This is a genomic window from Gemmatimonadota bacterium (assembly GCA_026706845.1).
Classification (GTDB): domain Bacteria; phylum Latescibacterota; class UBA2968; order UBA2968; family UBA2968; genus VXRD01.
Map to the genome: position 1 here is coordinate 1 of JAPOXY010000171.1, position 16,835 is coordinate 16,835.

Sequence of the window (16,835 nt, forward strand, 5' to 3'; positions counted from 1 at the left end):
TCCTGTGATCGCCAATAAAAATGTGATGAATATTTCCGTTGTTCCCGTTCCTACCATCGAAACTATTCTCCTTTTTTTGAGATGCAATATATGGCATGATATTCTGAGAACAAGAGTGTTTCACGGGGCAGTGCATGTGTGCATTTGAAGGGCATCATGCAAAACGGGTTACGACATATTGTCATAACCCGTTGTTTTTACTGACTAAAATCGTGTCAGCACAAGTTGTGGAGCCGCCCAGCGGACTCGAACCGCTGACCGCCTGATTACAAATCAGGTGCTCTACCAGCTGAGCTAGGGCGGCTGGTCCGTCAAAGATATACAAGCGGGCGATTTTTGGCAACTCTTACCTTTTAGAAAAACGATGTCTTGTGTTTTTGCTCGCGTTCGTAGCGTTCGATGCCCAGTTGAATGAGGCGATCAATCAATTCCGAATAAGATATGCCACTGGCCTCCCACAGTTTGGGATACATGCTGATCCGCGTAAAGCCGGGAATGGTATTGATTTCATTTACGACAAAGGTGCCGTCATTTTTGAGAAAGAAATCCGCGCGTGCCATGCCCTCACAGCACAGGATTTGAAATGTGCGAATGGCAAGGGCCTGTACCTGCTTTACAGCTTCTTCGGATAAATCAGCGGGAATGTGCAAGATTGCGCCTTTTTCATCAAGATATTTCGCTTCGTAGGAATAAAACTCGTGCTGGGGCAAGATCTCGCCGGGGATTGAGACAATGGGCGTTTCATTGCCCAATACCGAACATTCGATTTCTCGTCCTTCGACAAAAGCCTCGATCAGTACTTTCTTGTCGTATCGAAATGCCTCTTCCAACGCGGGGATTAGCGCGCTTTTGTCGTGTACCTTACTCACGCCGACCGATGAACCCAGATTTGCGGGCTTTACAAATAGGGGCAATCCCAGTTCTGAAATCACATCATCTACATCCAAACTTTCCAACTGGAACTGAAGTACTGTTCGCCACGCGGCAACGGGAATATTGGCATCGCGCAACAAGCGTTTCATCACGTCTTTGTCCATCCCCACAGCAGAGCCGAGTACATCGGCACCCACATAGGGGACATCGGCCAATCTCAAAAATCCCTGTACTGTACCGTCTTCTCCCAGGGGGCCGTGCAAGACGGGAAAGACCACATCGACCGAGTCGGACGCAGACTGTCCCACGAGTTCACCGCGCCCTTCTGGCATCAACGTAATCAGTGCGTTTTGATCTGCGTCGGAAAGTCCTTCTGTATTGGCTTCGGGCAATAGTTGTTCGGCTTCGTTTAAGAACCATTGGCCCGATTTGTCGATTCCTATTGGCACGACTTCGTATTTGGTCTTGTCAATCGCGTCGATGATGTTGCGCGCAGATTGTAGTGATACTTCGTGCTCTGCTGATTTTCCACCAAATAGTATTCCCACGCGGGTCTTTTTCATTTTTCTCTCTGATTTTTTTTTCGTCGCCACCACCAGAATCCGAGTATGCCCACAACCATTAAAATTGCCAGTATGCGATTATAAGTTTTCAGTACAGCGACTACGATTTGCCAGTTTTCGCCGACCGTAAAGCCAAAGTAGATCAGCAGACTATTCCACAATAATGTGCCAAATAACACGTAAAGCGTCATACGCAGGGGGTGCATCTGGCTAATGCCGGCCACAATGCCGACAAATATCCGCACGGCGGGCAAAAATCGGTTGAAAATGACGATTTTGTCGCCATAGCGATTGAACCATGTTTCGGTGCGGTGCAGATTTTCTTCATTTAAGAACTTTATATTGAGCCGTAAGAAGAACGATCGCCCTTTTACAAATGCGATGGCGTAAAGGAGCAAGCAGCCCACTGCACTGCCTATCCACATTACAAAATACGCAGGCCAAACAGCGATTATTCCAATGCCAGCCAAATACGCGCCGAATACAATCAGGGTATCACCCGGAATGATAGGCACTATGTTCTCTAAAAAAGCACCCAGAAACAAAAAAAAGTAAATCCACCCTGGCGGTTGGTCTCTCAAATAGGCGAGAAAAGAATCCCAGAGTTCAGTAAAGTAGATGAGAAAAGAATCCCAGAGTTCAGTAAAGTAGGCGAAAAACGAATTCCAGAGTTCAGCAAAGTACTCCAATTTGTATCCTTTAGATGTGATACCCGAGGCGATTAGATTTTTGAATAAACTGCGCGATAAGTCAATATTTTTTTATTAACGCTACCGCCTGTGCTGATATGCCTTCTTCGCGTCCGACAAAACCCATGTATTCGGTTGTGGTTGCTTTTACCGATATGAGATCAACCGACACTTCCAATGCGCGCGCCATGTTTTCGCGCATTTGTTCAATGTACGACGATAGCTTTGGGCGTTGCGCCATCACGGTTGCATCCACATTGAGCACCTGCGCGTGTGATTCTTTCAGGATGTGAGTTACGCGCGCCAGCAATGTGAGACTCGAGATATCTTTGTACGCGGCGTCTGTATCGGGAAAGAGCTGACCAATGTCGCCAGCAACCAGGGCGCCCAACAAGGCATCGATGACGACATGGGTCAATACATCTGCATCTGAGTGGCCCAGCAATCCTTTTTCGTGGGGAATATGTACGCCGCCCAAAATTAACGCACGGTCCTCCGCGAGTTGATGTGCATCATAGCCCTGACCTATTCGCAATGTCGGTGTCACTTCGCCTCGTTGTTCTAAAATGTGCAAACCCATGTCTAGGTCTTCTGGCGATGTAATTTTGATATTGTCCGATCGCCCGGGCACAATGGTTACGGCTTCTCCCAAACGCTCTACCAGAGCCGTGTCATCTGTACCCAGATATCCCGATTCGCGTGCGGCACGATGGGCGCGGAAGATCACATCGCGGCGAAATGCCTGGGGCGTTTGCACGGCCCGCAATGCCGATCTGTCCAGAGTTTTTACGACTTGATCGCCCTGCACGCGTTTTACCGTATCTGTTACCAGTGTGCCCAAAACAGCGGCACCGCTTTTAGCGGCTGCCAGAACTACGGCATTGATTTCTGCGGGCGTTACATAAGCCCGTGCGCCATCGTGGATAGCAACTACGTCGGCATCTTGAGGTATCGCCTGTAGCCCACATGCCACAGAATCCTGCCGTTCTGCACCGCCAGCGATCACTTCGACGACTTTGGAGAATTTTTTCTTTCCGAATTGTTCTCGACAAGTATCGATGTCTTCACGCCCCACGACCAGCACAACGCGGTCAATGCGGTCTGCGCGTTCAAATGCGGTCAATGTCCAGGCCAATACGGGACGTCCGGCAAGGTCGAGAAATTGCTTGGGGATATGCGTGCCCATTCGCTTTCCCGACCCAGCAGCGAGAATGATGGCGTAGTTCATGATAAGCTTTCAGATTTTAGCGTTCAGTCCCAACCGTCCAACCCCTGCCTTTTTGCGCCTATGTATTATACTGATCCTGTTCCCGTCTGGCCCAGTCGGCGTTGACAAACATGTTCAGGCCGGGATCGGCGTATATGCCGTCTATTTTGTCGCCGTCGTGCTGTCGTAAGAAGTCGATGTCGATCTCTACGCCCCAGCCAGGACCTCCGGGCAATTCGAAATGACCATCTACGACTTCGGGGTACGGTGTTCCCGCGCGTTTGACGTGCTCATCTGCAAAATCGTTAAAATGTTCGAGTACTTTGCCATTGCGGAGAGTTGCCATCAGGTGAAGGGTCGCAACGGTGGTGATAATTCCGCCGACGTTGTGCGGTGCGACCATCACGTTGTAGGTTTCAGCCGTTGAGGCGATTTTCTTGGTTTCCAGCAGGCCGCCACACTGGTTCAAATCCGGCTGGATGATATCCACGACCCGCATGGGGAACAGGTCTCTAAATTCCGCGGCTTTGTAAAGTCTTTCTCCAGTTGCTATTGGGATGGATGTATGTTGCGCTACTTTGGTCAATGCACCCAAATCTTCTGGGCGCGTCGGTTCTTCAATCCATCCCGGATGCAGGTGTTCAATTGCTTTGGCGATTTCGATGGCCTGATGCGCTGCAAACCGACCGTGCATTTCCACAAATATTTGTACGCGGTCACCCACGACGGAATGTACGGCTTCGATCAATTCAACGGATTTGAAAAATTCGTCGCGCGTCAGTTCCAGGTTGCCATTTCCAAATGGATCGAATTTTAGACCAATATATCCACGGTCAATCACTTTTTGAGCTGCTCTGGCATATTCTTCTGGCGAACGCTCCACTGTGTACCAACCATTTGCATAAGCGGGCACGCGTTCAATGGTTTTGCCGCCGATCAGATTGTACACGGGCTGATTGGTCAATTTGCCAATGCAATCCCAACACGCCATCTCTACGAGTGCCAGCCCCGTCATCACAACTTCACCGGGCACACCGAAATCGTGGAGTGTAAATCGGCAATACAGGTCCTCTATATCGTACACACTGTGCCCGATAAAGTGACGTCTGGTATCTTTCAGAAATTCCAGCACAGTGTGCGTTTTGCCCAGGACGCGCGCTTCACCAACCCCGCGCGTGCCGTCTTCCAGTTCGATAAATAAATACGTCAAATTGCGCCAGGGCGTTCCCAGCACATAAGTTTCGTAATTTTTGATTTTCAAGGGGGTGCTCCTTATTCGCTATAATATCACCATTGCATCGCCGTAACTGTAAAACCGATAGGCTTCGCGTACGGCTTCCCGGTATGCCCGTATCGCAAAATTGCGCCCCATGAATGCAGCGACGAGCATGAGTAAAGTGGATTCTGGCAGATGGAAGTTTGTGATTAGACCATCTACCAATTGAAAATTGTAGGGCGGATAGATAAAGGTATGCGTCCAGTCCGAGCCGGATTTTAGTTGCCAATTCGCCCCGATTTTTACTGCTGCGGATTCAAGTGTTCGCACCGATGTCGTTCCCACTGCGATGATGCGACCGCCATTTGCCCGGCATCGGTTGACGGTTTCTGCTGCGCTTTCATCGATTTTCCAAAATTCCGCATCCATTTTGTGATCGCGCACATCGTCTGTTTTCACGGGTTTGAATGTTCCCGGCCCTACATGTAGCAGGATTCGCGCTAAACTTATGCCCAATGCTTCAATTTTTGTCAACAGGTCGGGGGTAAAATGAAGCCCTGCAGTGGGGGCTGCGACCGATCCGCGCACGCGCGCATAGACCGTCTGATACCGCTCTTTATCAGAAGCGCGATCTTCTCGGCGAATATAGGGTGGCAATGGTACATGGCCATGCGTTTTTAACAGTTCGTCAAGCGATCCTTTGCCTTCGAACCGAACGCGGCGGTTGCCCGAATCGAGTACATCTTCGACAATGGCAATCAGGTCAGATCCTTCAAAAGCAATTTCAGCCCCAATTCGCAATCTCCGCCCGGGCCGTGCCATTGCTTCCCAGCTATCGCCATTGGGATGCAGGAGCAAAAGTTCTACTGCGCCTCTGGTGATTGGCCGGTATCCCTTTAAGCGTGCGGGAAATACCCGTGTTTCGTTCAATACCAGACAATCGCCTGCACGCAAAAAGTTGGGCAATTCTCGAAATATTCGATGTTCAATCTCGCGACATGCGCGATTTACTACCATTAAACGCGACTCATCGCGCTCAGCCGTTGGGTATTGTGCGATCAGGTGATTGGGCAGTTCGTAATAAAAATCAGAACGTTTCACTGGACGAATTTTAAAAAAGTGAGAATATGGCAATCGTATCACTCAAAGAGCGATGGAAAGTGACGATGGGGTTCTGCTGGCTCTCTGAAGAGAATCTGCTGGCGCGGTGTCAGTTCTGTGTTGGTTGGCGGTTGGACGCGATTGGGTCTCCAGGCTGTGTGCGCTACGCAATATTTGTAAAGGAGAGAGCGGCGTTCGTGCTTGCTGTACCAGGCCGATGTCCCGTGCGTTAGAGCTTCGGTAAATAAAATAGCAGAGCCAGCGGGTGCCTGTGGAATGATTATAAGGGGCGATTTTTCGGGGGCGTCGAATATCTTTTGTGGCAATCGGTAGTTGCTTTTGTGGCTACCGGGAATGCAGCAGAATCCCCCGTGGTCTGGTCCCGCGTCTGTGAGACTCCACGCCACGACCATGAATCCGTCGGTGATCTCGTGTTTGGGAAAATTAAAGTATTTGCCTGGCATTGATCCCGAAATGGGCGACATGGCGCCGTAGTCGGCGTGCAGACGCCCTCTTCCCATGCCCGCTTTCATGTACATGCCATAGAGGCGATCCAGGCGAAAGCAGTCGCCCAATCGGAAGCGCAATATGGGCATAATTTGAGGGTGATCGAGGAGGTCGCAAAAGGGTTTTCCCCATTGCAGAAAGCCCGGCCCGTCTGGCGCGCTACCAAATCGCTGCGTTTCGCCCGGTGGGGGCAGTTTTTGTTGGTCAAATAGTTCATTGAGTGTTGCTACTTCGTCAGCAGTTAAGACGTTTTCAACGACGAGGTAGCCCTGCAAGTCGAGCAGGTATTGTTGTGTTTCAAGGTCCTCCATAATATCCTCCTGTTGTTTTTAGATGCTGTGGTATAGTGTCCTGGGGTATTATATTGATTGGACTATATTAGATTTCGACTTTGGACGCAAGGAGAAAGACCAGCAAATGCTCAGTTGCAAAATCAGGTAGGTGGTATTATATTTTGCCGTGCCTTATTATTTTACGCAAAGAAACGGTGTGTATCACGCCGTTTCTTTTTTTCCAAATAACAGGAGTGTGCTATGGCAGTTAAAACGTGTCTTATGGTGGGTGGTGGTGGTATGGCTGGGGGCTGGATCAATCGCATGACGCAAAAATTTGGAGATCGCATCAAAATTATCGGTCTCGTCGATGTCAATCAGGAGGTGCTGGATCGTCAGGCGCAGGCACTCGGTCTGTCTAATGATCAACTTTTTACCTCACACGAAGATGCTGTGTCCGCTGTCAAAGCCGATTTTTGTGGTGTGGCAACACCGCCGCCGTTTCACGCGCCGGCAACGGTTGCTGCGCTTGAGGCGGGCATGCCCGTGATATCCGAGAAGCCGATTGCAGATACGCTCGATGCGGCCAAAGACATGGTTCGCGCTGCTCAAAAGACGGGCTTGCCCTGCGCCATTATTCAAAATTATCGCTATGCCCGAAACAAGCAGGAACTCGTTCGCATTCGCGATGAGGGCCGCCTCGGTCGTCTCCAGCATATTGTTGGGCGCTATGCCTGCGATTACCGAGAATTTGAGTCGTGGGGCAAAGCCTGGCGGCATACGATGGAATTTGGTCTTCTCTTTGAAGGCTCAGTGCATCATTTTGACATGTTGCGTTTTCTTTCGGGTGGCGATCCCGATACGCTTATGGGTTTTGGCTGGAATCCCGAATGGTCGAGTTTTGATCACCATTCGAGCGGGATGTATCTCGTGAATATGGACAATGGCACACATACGTTTTACGAGGGTAATAGCTCAGCGGCGGGTATTACCAACTGCTGGCATCGGGAACACTATCGCGCCGAATTTGAAGAGGGGACGGTCGAAATTTCCGAAGGCGCTACCGTAACTATTCACCGCGTTGGGCAAGAGTCAGAGGTTTATGAAGCGCCTGAGATTGAATGGGAAGGGCACGATCATCTCTTTGATGAGTTTCTCAATTGGCTCGACGGAGGACCGCCTTCTGAGACGCGCATTGAAAAAAATATTATTTCGTATGCTATGGTCATCGCCGCAATGGAGACGACGCTGGATGGGCAGCCGAAGAGAATCGCAGATTATGTTTCGGACCTTGGATTGTAATCCTGAGCTTACCAACGTAAAAAAGCCCCCCGTAACACTGTTGCGGGGGGCTTTGAATTGGTCGTTTCTCACCTATTAGCAACACCCTATGCTCGACAAGATTCCCCTGATATATCCGAGCGTGAATGCGAGGTCGCGGTCGATACCTTCTGGCGTTTTGGATCCGACGCATTCTACGTAGAGAGGACCTGTGAATCCCCCACCGGTTAGTCCGGATAAGATGCGGTGAAAATCGACTTCACCATCTCCTGCTGTGGTCTGCACATTGGGGTTGTTCTCAGAGTCCAATGCACAATCTTTTATAATCGCCGTTGAGGTGTATTTTGCAATATCATCCACTTCCTGCTCTGGGCGCACTTCGCCGCGCGTGTAGTGAATGATGTTGCCCGGGTCATAGCTTACCGCAAATGCGGGGTGATTGATCTGGTGATACAGATCGATCAATTCTTTTGCTGTCAGGCTGATGCCCCCGTGTGGCTTGAGGGAAATGCCCAAGTCTAAGGTTTCCGCGTGTTCGGCTGCACGGCGCATGACTTCGGGATATATGCCGTAATATTCTTTTTTGCCCGTTCCCAATTCCAATATCCACTTTGCGCCGAGTTCGGCGGCGTTATCCAATAATTGTTTATACGCATCTGCTGCACCATCCACGCCGAGGTCCAACATCGCTCTGCCGAGCAACATGGATGGGGTGACGCCTGCCTGGGCAGCAGCTTTTTTGGTGGCTGCAATTTGCGCGGCACTGCTTTCATTATTTACGGGTATAACTCCATCGTGTGCAAATACAGCTACGTCTGTGTATCCCGCGCTTGCGATGTGTTCACACGCCTCTGCAAATGACAGGGCGTTGAGAGGCCGCGTTGTGCTGCCAATGACCAGTTCCATCATTTACTCCTTCCTTATTTTATCTGGATTGTTCACCCGTGATTGTTAATGTCTTTCCCGCAATGCGGGCATTTGTTTTCGCGAGATTCCTGCATGGCTTCGACAAATCCAGAACTCAAGATGCCAGCGGGTAAGGCGAACATCCCAACGCCGAGTACGGCAATTATTGCCCCCAGGAATTTGCCCAATGGCGTTATGGGAAAGACATCGCCATAGCCCACGGTTGTCAGGGTTACTATTCCCCACCACATGGTTGTTGGAATACTCGAAAAGGCTTCGGGTTGTGCATAGTGTTCGACAAAATACATCAAGCTGGATACAATGACCAATAAGAGCGTCAATGCAAATGCTACGATATAAAGTTCATGGCGTTTTTGCCATATTACCCGGCCAAACATTTGCATTGAATGCGAATAGCGGCCCACTTTGAGCAGGCGAAATAATCGCAACAAGCGCAGGGGCAGCGTGTATTCGGGCGGTATTGTTACGAGCAAGAAGACGTAATAGGGAAATATTGCGATGAAATCAATCAGCGCCAGAGGCGTCAGCATAAATGCCAACCGCCCAGTCAGGGGGCGCGCAAATCTTGTATCTGCGGTGCAACACCAGATACGCAGCAGGTATTCAACGGTGAAGATCAGCACGCATACAGTTTCAAAAAGCTCGATAAATTCGCCATAAGTTTCATTAATTCCCTCGACGGTTTCGAGTATGACCATTGTCACATTCAGGACGATGAGGGTGATTATAAAAAGATCAACTATGCGGCTCAGCAGATCCCCTTCTTCGGCTTTTTCCAGGATTGCATACAAGTGTGTTTTTGCGGTCATCGCGTTTACCTCCCGCTCCAAAATAGAATTGTTTTGTGATCTTTACAAGTGAATATTAAGAGGTGAAAAGAAAAAAGAAGACAGAGAATAATTTGAGCTGTCTCACAGCGCAGGAGGTTTATTTGTCTGATCTTTTAAAAAATCCAATTGTCCGGGTTATTTTTGCGCTTATTCTTGCGGTGGTTCTGGTAAGCGTTTTGCCGGGAAACCGGGAGCGCGTTTTACACGAGCAATTGTTGACTGCGATTCCCAAATTGGGGGAACAGTTCGGCGAGCATCCGTGGATGCTATCGCCAGATGCGGATCGCATGTTGCAGAAGGCTTTTGCCGAAGCACGAGGTCGTCGGCCTGATGCGTCTGCTGAGGGTGAAGGGATTGTATTTCGCGGCGTGGCAATCTCCGAGGGTTATCACCTCGTTGCTGTGCGCGGTTCTAATGAACGCGGAGAGGTTTTGTCGCCGGTTACGGCGTGGAGTCTTTTTCCTCCTGTCGCTGCGATTCTGGTGGCTATTATCAGTGGGCGTCTTATTCTGGGGCTTTCGCTTTCTATTCTCGCTGGGGGATTTCTCGCGTCGCTGGGAGAGTCCCTTTATTATTTGCCGGTTGTTGCGCTGCAAAAGTCCCTGATTGACTATGTTTGGACGCCTTTGGAAAGTTCGTTTCAGCTCTATATTCTCGCGTTTACCGCAGGGCTTATCGGTATGGTGCGCGTTACCACGCTTTCGGGTGGCAATCTCGGCATTGCCAATGTGCTCGCCCGACGTGCCGAGGGCGCGCGTTCAACGCGGTTGGCGGCATTTTTTATGGGGCTTGCTATCTTTTTTGACGATTATGCAAATTCTATTGTCGTGGGTTCTACTTTGCGTCCGATAGCGGACCGATTTAGAGTATCGCGGGAAAAACTCGCGTATATTGTCGATTCAACAGCAGCCCCTATCGCGGGCATTGCGATTATCAGTACGTGGATTGGATACGAAGTCAGCCTTTTTCAGGATTTGATGATCGATCTCAAGACCGGGCTGTCGGGATACCAGCTTTTTTTTAATGCTCTGCCTTTGCGTTTTTACTGTTTGCTCACGCTCTCTTTTGTGTTGCTTTCGGCTTATCTTCGCCGCGATTATGGCCCCATGCTCGCCGCCGAACGCCGCGCACAAACAACGGGTCAGGTGATGCGCCCGGGCGCGACGCCAATGACCGGACGCGCACAGGATGAAATTGGGCCTGTTGAGGGTGTTTATCCCGTGTGGTGGGCGGCTGTTTTACCCGTGCTTCTCGTTATTGTGTGCGTTATTGGGGGAATGGCTTTTGATACGTGGGATCACGAGCGGGTTCTCGCTGCGCGGCGGGATTCTGGCTTGATGAGTAGCGCGTTTTGGAGTGCGTGTTTTTCAAATGCCAATACCGCGCAGGTTCTTTTTGTGGCGGCGATGCTCGGTTCCGCGCTTGCGATAGCGATAGCTATTACGCGCAGGCATGTTGAAACGGGTTCGCGGATTATTTCTGTGGGGGATGCTGTCTCGACATGGGCGCGCGGTATTGTCGGCGTGTGGTATGCGATTGTTATTCTGATTCTCGCCTGGGCGATCAAAGAGGTCTGTGCAGATGCGGGTACGTCAACTTATCTCACCGCGGCACTTTCTCCACTTATTTCTCCAGGTCTGCTGCCTCTGCTGATTTTTCTGCTCGCCGCTCTTGTTGCATTTTCAATTGGCACGTCCTGGACGACTATGGCGATTCTCATTCCTACGGTTGTTCCGCTCGCACATGCGTTGGGGGGACTGCCGCTGACGATTCTGGCAGCCGCGGCTGTGCTCGATGGGGCGATTTTTGGCGACCATTGCTCGCCTATTAGCGATACTACGGTGATGGCGAGTATCGCATCGTCTTGTGATCACCTGGATCACGTTAAAACACAACTCCCCTACGCGCTTACGACGATGAGTGTCGCGGGCATTTTGGGCTATCTGGGGACGGCGCTGATTTATCCGGGTTGGGTTGGTCTTATTTTGGGACTGATCACTATTCCAATAATCCTTCTCGCCATAGGTAAGAATCCGGATGAGTCCATCCAGTCTCCCAGTCGGTTTTAGTGTCTGCACTCTATTGTTTTCTTGACTTCTATTTCCAAGTGATTCATGCATGCCCTGTCGCGTGTTTTTTGTGGGTTTGAGATTTCATATGGAGGCTACTATGATTATTCAGGAGCAGTTGCACTACGAGCAGGTGAACGATGAATCGCTGAGTTTTCTCAAAGCGATTGGGGTTGACTATCTGACGATTAATCCGTCAATGGATATGCGCGATGGCAAAGATCGCCGTGCGTACTGGGAAGAGGTGCGAGATAGAGCAGCCGATCACGGTCTAATTTTGAGGAATGCCGCCAGCTATGGCTGGGATGAATTTACTCTGGGTCTGGAAGACCGGGATGAGAAAATTGATGCCTGGTGTATGTTTATTCGCAATCTGGGTGAGGCCGGGATACCCACTTTGGGATACAATTTTAAGCCGATTGGCAATTTTCGCACGGAATCGGCGACGGGGCGCGGTGGCGTCAAATACAGCACGTTTGATTACGACGAATGGGCGCGCGAGCGCGTGTATGTTCCCGACAAAGTAATTTCAGAAGCTGGCATGTGGGAAAATATCGAATACTTTTTGAAGCGCGTGATACCCGTGTCCGAGGAATACGGCGTGAGGATGGCATTGCATCCGGATGATCCGCCGATTCCCGAACCGATGGGTGGAGCCGCTCGTATTGTATCGACATTGGCGCAATATCATCGCATCTTTGACCTTGTTCCCAGCCCGTGTAATGCCATGCTATTTTGCCAGGGTTGCGTGGCTGAAATGGGCGAAGATGTTTGCGAAGCGATCCGCGGTATTGGCGGTCGGGACAAAATTGTGTACGTGCATTTTCGAGATATTCAGGGTACGCCGAGAAGTTTTCGAGAGGTGTTTATCGATGAAGGGCAAAACGATATGCACGAGGCGATGCAAACCTACAAGGAGGTGGGGTTTAATGGCCCGTTTATGATGGACCACACCCCCAGGTTCTGGCAATCGGGTACTGAGTGGGCAGGGCGTGCGTTTGCCGTGGGGTACATGCGCGCGTTGATTCAGGCGGTTTATTGAGGAAGGTGAGAGGACTTTAAAAGGAGAGCAATATGGGAAAGAAGATGGCGAGTTCTCAGAAGATTGTCAAGGTTGCCATGATCGGTGCGGGAGGACGGTCGCGCAGTGTACACTATCCCTCGCTGAACGATATGGACGATGTCAAAATGGTGGCTGTGTGTGAGTTAAATGAAGTGCGTATGATCGAGGTGGCGGGGGAATACGATATTCCCGCGCGATATACCAATTATGTGACGATGATCGAACGGGAAAAACCCGATGTGGTTTATGCGATTATGCCACCGCATCACATATACGATCTGGCAGCAAATATTATGGAGATGGGCGTTAATATCATCATTGAAAAACCACCTTCAGTAACGACTGAACAGGCCAAACAGATGGCGTTGTTGGCAAAAAAGAACAATGTGATTACGGGCGTGACATTCCAGAGGCGGTTTGCGCCGGTGATCCGCACAGGAAGAGAAATATGCGAAGAAAATGGGCCGGTGCACAGCGCAGCGTCGTATTTTTATAAAAATGAAGTGGGCGGGCAACCCATTTACAAGGGCGCGCTGGAAAAACTGACCTGCGATGGTATTCACGCGGTGGATACGCTGCGATATTTGTGCGGTGGAGAAGTAGAAGCCGTGGCGAGCGATGTGCGGCGATTGGATGCCACGTTTAGAAATATGCACACAGCTCTGGTGAAGTTTTCATCTGGCGCAACAGGTGTGCTACAAAATTGTTATATGATGGGACGTCGGATGTTTACGGTGGAAGTGCATTCGACGGGTATTTCGATGTTTGGCGATCCCGAAGAGGGCGGGCAGGTATTTGCCGATGGCAAAGTCGAACCCGTGCACACGCTCGATCCCTGGACGCTGAGCGAAAGCGAGAAGCCACATGTCGCTTTTGGAGCTTATGCCATCAATCGCCATTTTATCGATTGCGTAAAAACAGGCCAACAACCCGAAACAAATTTTGAAGATGCGGCAAAATCTATGGAATTGGTCGATGCGATTTACGATTCGCAAATCGGATGAGATGTAATTATTAAGAAAAGGGCGGGATGCGATATATCCCGCCCTTTTTGTTATTGGGTTTTACAACAGGTGTCCATTTCCACGTGTCCGGCGTTTTACTTCGCGCAGGGTGACGAGTGACTTTTCGAGCGCGTTGGACACAGTTTTAAGGCGTTCATTAGGTGAGGTGCTTTCCAGAAGTGCTTGCTGTTCATCGAGGGATAAGGTGAGGTTTGATGCGAGGATGTATGAGAGTGTACCCAGTTCCATGGCGGGTATTTGGGGCGATATCCAGCCCGATGAGAGCTTCATGGCTTCGGAATAGAGTTTTTTGGCGCGGTTTCCCAAAGCGATGTCAAAGGCTTCATCGTCGTCTTCTACGTCTTCTACAAAGCCCGATATATACGGATGGATATCGTATTGCTGGATAACGCGAAAGCGGTGCGTTCCTTCAATCAGGATGTTCATTCGGCCATCGGGAAAGCGATTGAGCAGGCCGACAACACGCGCCGCGCATCCGATGTCATTAAAATCGTTGTCTGTTCCCCATACAAGACCAAATTCGGTGTCGTTGTCAAGGCATTCACCGATCATTTGTTTGTATCGCTCTTCAAAGATGTGCAAGGGGACACGCCGGTGTGGCAGCAGCACCATGTCGAGGGGGAAGAGGGGAAGTTCCATTGGGTCAGGAGGCGGTTTTTTGACCGCTGTCTAAGAGAATATCGAGCAATTTTTGGGTGGCGATTGACAAACTGCGTCCTTTGCGAAAGAGGACGCCCAATGGACGGTCAAAATCTCGATCTACGAAGTGTAGATATGAAAGGGTTTTGCGCGCGATTTCTTGCTCGATGGAATTGAGTGGCAAAATAGAGATGCCAATATCGACTTCTACTGCGTGTTTGATGGGTGCTATGTGATCGAGCTCCATGACGATATCGGGGCGTATTTTGTGTTTTTTTAAGAACTGATCAATGGCGCGCCGCGTTGGGGTTTCGGGGGTGAAGAGGACCAGAGGAAATTTGTTGAGTTCTTGCGGCAAGAATGCATTTCGAGAGGCCAATGCGTGATCGGGATGCATGGTCACGACCATCTTATCCTGTGAAAAGGGCATTACATCTACATTGCGCTGGGTGCGGGGATAAGGCACAATGCCCAAATCGACTTCGCCATTGGCAACATCGTCATAAATTTTATTTACCTGATCGTATTGGAGACGGAAATTAACCCGGGGATAGGCTTTGAGGTAGGTTTTGAGAAAGGGTGTGAGTTCGAGCATTCCCACGCTGTAAATAGATGCCAGACGAACAGTTCCCGAAACTACCCCTCCCAGAGCCTGGATGCGGTGTTCCATTTCTTCGTAGCGCCGGACAATGTCTCGGGCATAAGAGTAAAAAATTTCGCCTTCTGCAGTGAGTGTCAGGCGTCTTTTTTCGACCCGTTCGATGAGTTGTTTTCCCTGGCGTTTTTCAATGCTTTTGAGTTGTTGGCTTACCGCGGATTGGGTGACGGAATTAAGGACAGCAGTTTTGGAAAAACTCTGCGTTTCGATCAGGTCACAGAAAACTTTCAAACTTGTAATCAGCAAGGGCTTTCTCCTGCGCTAAAATTATAAGAGGATATGAAATTGCGAGAGGGCATAAATTAGAACAGCAAATCTATAAGAAAATTGAAACTATGTCAATAGAAAAACTGGTTAAATAAAATATTTCACATTCTGAAGATGTATAGAAGGGAACCGCTGATAGAATGCTGGTTTTGGATTTGCCCTTGTAAAAAACGCCAGAACATCTTATACTTCAATTTGTTATCGCTATATGGAGATCGCTTATGAACTGGTTTAATAAGCTCAAATCTGGCATTCGGACGCTCGTGAGCAAGCGTATGCCCGAAAATATCTGGGTCAAGTGCGAGCGGTGTGAACAAATAGTTTACCGAAAGAAACTCGAGCAAAATACAGGTATTTGTCCGCATTGCAAACATCACTTTCGCATATCCAGTGCCGAATATATCGCCGCTGTACTCGATGAAGATTCGTTTGAAGAAATAGGTCGTGAGGTCAAATCGACCGATCCGCTCACATTTGTCGATCTACAGCCCTATCCCGATCGGCTCAAGGAGTATCGCAAACGCACCAATATGGATGCCGCTGTGTTGGCTGGTGTGGGTAAGGTTAATGGTGCGCCTGTGGGCATTGCCGTACATGAGTTTGGTTTTATGGGGGGGTCACTCGGTTCAGCTGAAGGAGAGCGAATTTGTCGGGTGATTGATCGATGTATGCGCGATCAATCACCGCTAATTATTGTGTGCCGGTCCGGCGGCGCGCGTATGCAAGAGAGTATTTTTTCGCTGATGCAAATGGCGAAAGTCAATGCCAAGTTATCGCAATTTTCAGATTCGGGACTGCTGTTTATTTCCGTTTTGATAGACCCCACAACAGCCGGTGTAAATGCCAGTTATGCGTCAATTGGCGATATCAATATCGCCGAGCCAAATGCGTTGATCGGATTTACGGGATCGCGTATTACGGGGTCTTCTGTGAGTGCCTCCGAGATGGAAGCTCTGCGGCAAGCACAGCGCGCGGAGCAAGTGCTCGAACACGGTTTTGTCGATATGATTGTTTCTCGAGATAAAATGAGAGCTACCCTGTCTCAGTTGATTGAGATGTTGAGTAAAGAGCCCCCAGAGGTTACTTCATGAAGATTCTCGTTTTACAAGGTCCCAATATCAACATGTTGGGGCGGCGCAAAGCAGAGCATTACGGTACTGTGACAATGGACGAGGTTCACGTATATCTCGAACAAAAGGCGGATGAACTGGATTGCGAGATTGCGTTTTTTCATTCGAATTACGAGGGGGCTCTCGTTGAAAAAGTGCAGGAGATGCGCGATTCTGTAGATGGTATTCTTATGAATCCCGCAGGGCTGACCACAACAAGCGTATCGCTGCGAGACGCGCTTGAAGACGCGGGTTTACCACTGGTCGAAATTCATTTGTCCAATATCCACGCGCGAGAAACATGGCGGCGGCATTCTCTGTTTTCTGAAATTGCAGTGGGCATTATTGCCGGGTTCAGATGGCGAGGCTATGTGTCGGCACTTGAGATGCTGGTTGGCATGCTGCGAGATGAAGTGAGAAGTGTGAAGTGAGAAATGTGAAGGCCACCCAACACCACTCCAGGGCGGGTGTTTCTTCATCGTGAACTGGTCTGGAACTGCGACCAGTCCTAATTGATTGAACTGCTGGCGCAGTTGTAC

The 16,835-nt window shown here is 49.7% G+C and carries 16 protein-coding genes and 1 tRNA gene; 6 read left to right on the forward strand and 11 right to left on the reverse strand.

Annotation, left to right across the window (positions count from 1 at the left end):
* Positions 1 to 228: 228 nt before the first annotated feature.
* The 7 genes from OXG87_15745 to OXG87_15775 all read right to left on the reverse strand — a co-directional run bounded on the left by OXG87_15745 (position 229) and on the right by OXG87_15775 (position 6,467).
* Positions 229 to 304 (reverse strand) — tRNA-Thr (locus tag OXG87_15745).
* A gap of 49 nt (positions 305 to 353) precedes the next feature.
* Entirely contained in the window at positions 354 to 1,436 is a 1,083-nt protein-coding gene (gene ddlA, locus OXG87_15750) for a D-alanine--D-alanine ligase (protein MCY3871002.1), read from the reverse strand.
* Entirely contained in the window at positions 1,433 to 2,125 is a 693-nt protein-coding gene (locus tag OXG87_15755) for a DedA family protein (protein ID MCY3871003.1), read from the reverse strand. Before OXG87_15755 ends, ddlA begins: the two co-directional genes overlap by 4 nt.
* A 61-nt stretch (positions 2,126 to 2,186) precedes the next feature.
* On the reverse strand, positions 2,187 to 3,353 hold the full coding sequence (ispD, locus tag OXG87_15760; GenBank protein MCY3871004.1) for a 2-C-methyl-D-erythritol 4-phosphate cytidylyltransferase: 1,167 nt from the start codon (positions 3,351 to 3,353) through the stop codon (positions 2,187 to 2,189).
* A gap of 58 nt (positions 3,354 to 3,411) precedes the next feature.
* Positions 3,412 to 4,593, reverse strand: coding sequence for a mandelate racemase/muconate lactonizing enzyme family protein (locus tag OXG87_15765; protein MCY3871005.1), 1,182 nt, complete (start codon positions 4,591 to 4,593; stop codon positions 3,412 to 3,414).
* An 18-nt stretch (positions 4,594 to 4,611) separates the two neighbouring features.
* On the reverse strand, positions 4,612 to 5,649 hold the full coding sequence (gene queA / locus OXG87_15770) for a tRNA preQ1(34) S-adenosylmethionine ribosyltransferase-isomerase QueA (GenBank protein ID MCY3871006.1): 1,038 nt from the start codon (positions 5,647 to 5,649) through the stop codon (positions 4,612 to 4,614).
* Positions 5,650 to 5,687: 38 nt separating this feature from the next.
* The gene (locus OXG87_15775; GenBank protein MCY3871007.1) at positions 5,688 to 6,467 is read right to left on the reverse strand and encodes a phytanoyl-CoA dioxygenase family protein; all 780 of its coding nucleotides are present in this window, start codon (positions 6,465 to 6,467) and stop codon (positions 5,688 to 5,690) included.
* Between the two features lie 222 nt (positions 6,468 to 6,689).
* Here OXG87_15775 and OXG87_15780 point away from each other — a divergent pair, with 222 nt between their 5' ends.
* Positions 6,690 to 7,730 (forward strand): Gfo/Idh/MocA family oxidoreductase, encoded by a 1,041-nt coding sequence (locus OXG87_15780; protein ID MCY3871008.1) that lies wholly within the window; start codon positions 6,690 to 6,692, stop codon positions 7,728 to 7,730.
* A gap of 75 nt (positions 7,731 to 7,805) precedes the next feature.
* Here OXG87_15780 and OXG87_15785 read toward each other — a convergent pair whose 3' ends face one another.
* Both OXG87_15785 and OXG87_15790 read right to left on the reverse strand, forming a co-directional pair.
* A complete protein-coding gene (locus OXG87_15785; protein ID MCY3871009.1) occupies positions 7,806 to 8,618 on the reverse strand; it encodes a sugar phosphate isomerase/epimerase in 813 nt (270 codons plus the stop codon).
* A 29-nt stretch (positions 8,619 to 8,647) separates the two neighbouring features.
* Positions 8,648 to 9,445, reverse strand: coding sequence for an ion transporter (locus OXG87_15790; GenBank protein MCY3871010.1), 798 nt, complete (start codon positions 9,443 to 9,445; stop codon positions 8,648 to 8,650).
* A 122-nt stretch (positions 9,446 to 9,567) separates the two neighbouring features.
* Here OXG87_15790 and OXG87_15795 point away from each other — a divergent pair, with 122 nt between their 5' ends.
* From OXG87_15795 to OXG87_15805, 3 genes are all read left to right on the forward strand, one after another.
* Positions 9,568 to 11,535: a Na+/H+ antiporter NhaC family protein gene (locus OXG87_15795; GenBank protein MCY3871011.1), complete on the forward strand. Its 1,968-nt coding sequence runs from the start codon at positions 9,568 to 9,570 to the stop codon at positions 11,533 to 11,535.
* A 100-nt stretch (positions 11,536 to 11,635) separates the two neighbouring features.
* The gene (locus tag OXG87_15800) at positions 11,636 to 12,577 is read left to right on the forward strand and encodes a mannonate dehydratase (protein MCY3871012.1); all 942 of its coding nucleotides are present in this window, start codon (positions 11,636 to 11,638) and stop codon (positions 12,575 to 12,577) included.
* A gap of 32 nt (positions 12,578 to 12,609) precedes the next feature.
* A complete protein-coding gene (locus OXG87_15805; protein MCY3871013.1) occupies positions 12,610 to 13,602 on the forward strand; it encodes a Gfo/Idh/MocA family oxidoreductase in 993 nt (330 codons plus the stop codon).
* 60 nt (positions 13,603 to 13,662) lie between these two features.
* Here OXG87_15805 and OXG87_15810 read toward each other — a convergent pair whose 3' ends face one another.
* Positions 13,663 to 14,262, reverse strand: a complete 600-nt coding sequence (locus OXG87_15810) for an LON peptidase substrate-binding domain-containing protein (protein ID MCY3871014.1) — start codon at positions 14,260 to 14,262, stop codon at positions 13,663 to 13,665.
* 4 nt (positions 14,263 to 14,266) lie between these two features.
* Entirely contained in the window at positions 14,267 to 15,166 is a 900-nt protein-coding gene (locus OXG87_15815; protein MCY3871015.1) for a LysR family transcriptional regulator, read from the reverse strand.
* Positions 15,167 to 15,408: 242 nt separating this feature from the next.
* Here OXG87_15815 and accD point away from each other — a divergent pair, with 242 nt between their 5' ends.
* Together accD and aroQ are read left to right on the forward strand one after the other, a co-directional pair.
* Positions 15,409 to 16,278, forward strand: a complete 870-nt coding sequence (gene accD, locus OXG87_15820) for an acetyl-CoA carboxylase, carboxyltransferase subunit beta (protein ID MCY3871016.1) — start codon at positions 15,409 to 15,411, stop codon at positions 16,276 to 16,278.
* Positions 16,275 to 16,727 carry a type II 3-dehydroquinate dehydratase gene (gene aroQ / locus OXG87_15825; protein MCY3871017.1) on the forward strand — a complete coding sequence of 151 codons (453 nt, stop codon included), beginning with the start codon at positions 16,275 to 16,277 and terminating at the stop codon, positions 16,725 to 16,727. The genes accD and aroQ overlap by 4 nt, the downstream gene beginning before the upstream one ends.
* The last annotated feature ends 108 nt before the right edge of the window (positions 16,728 to 16,835 follow it).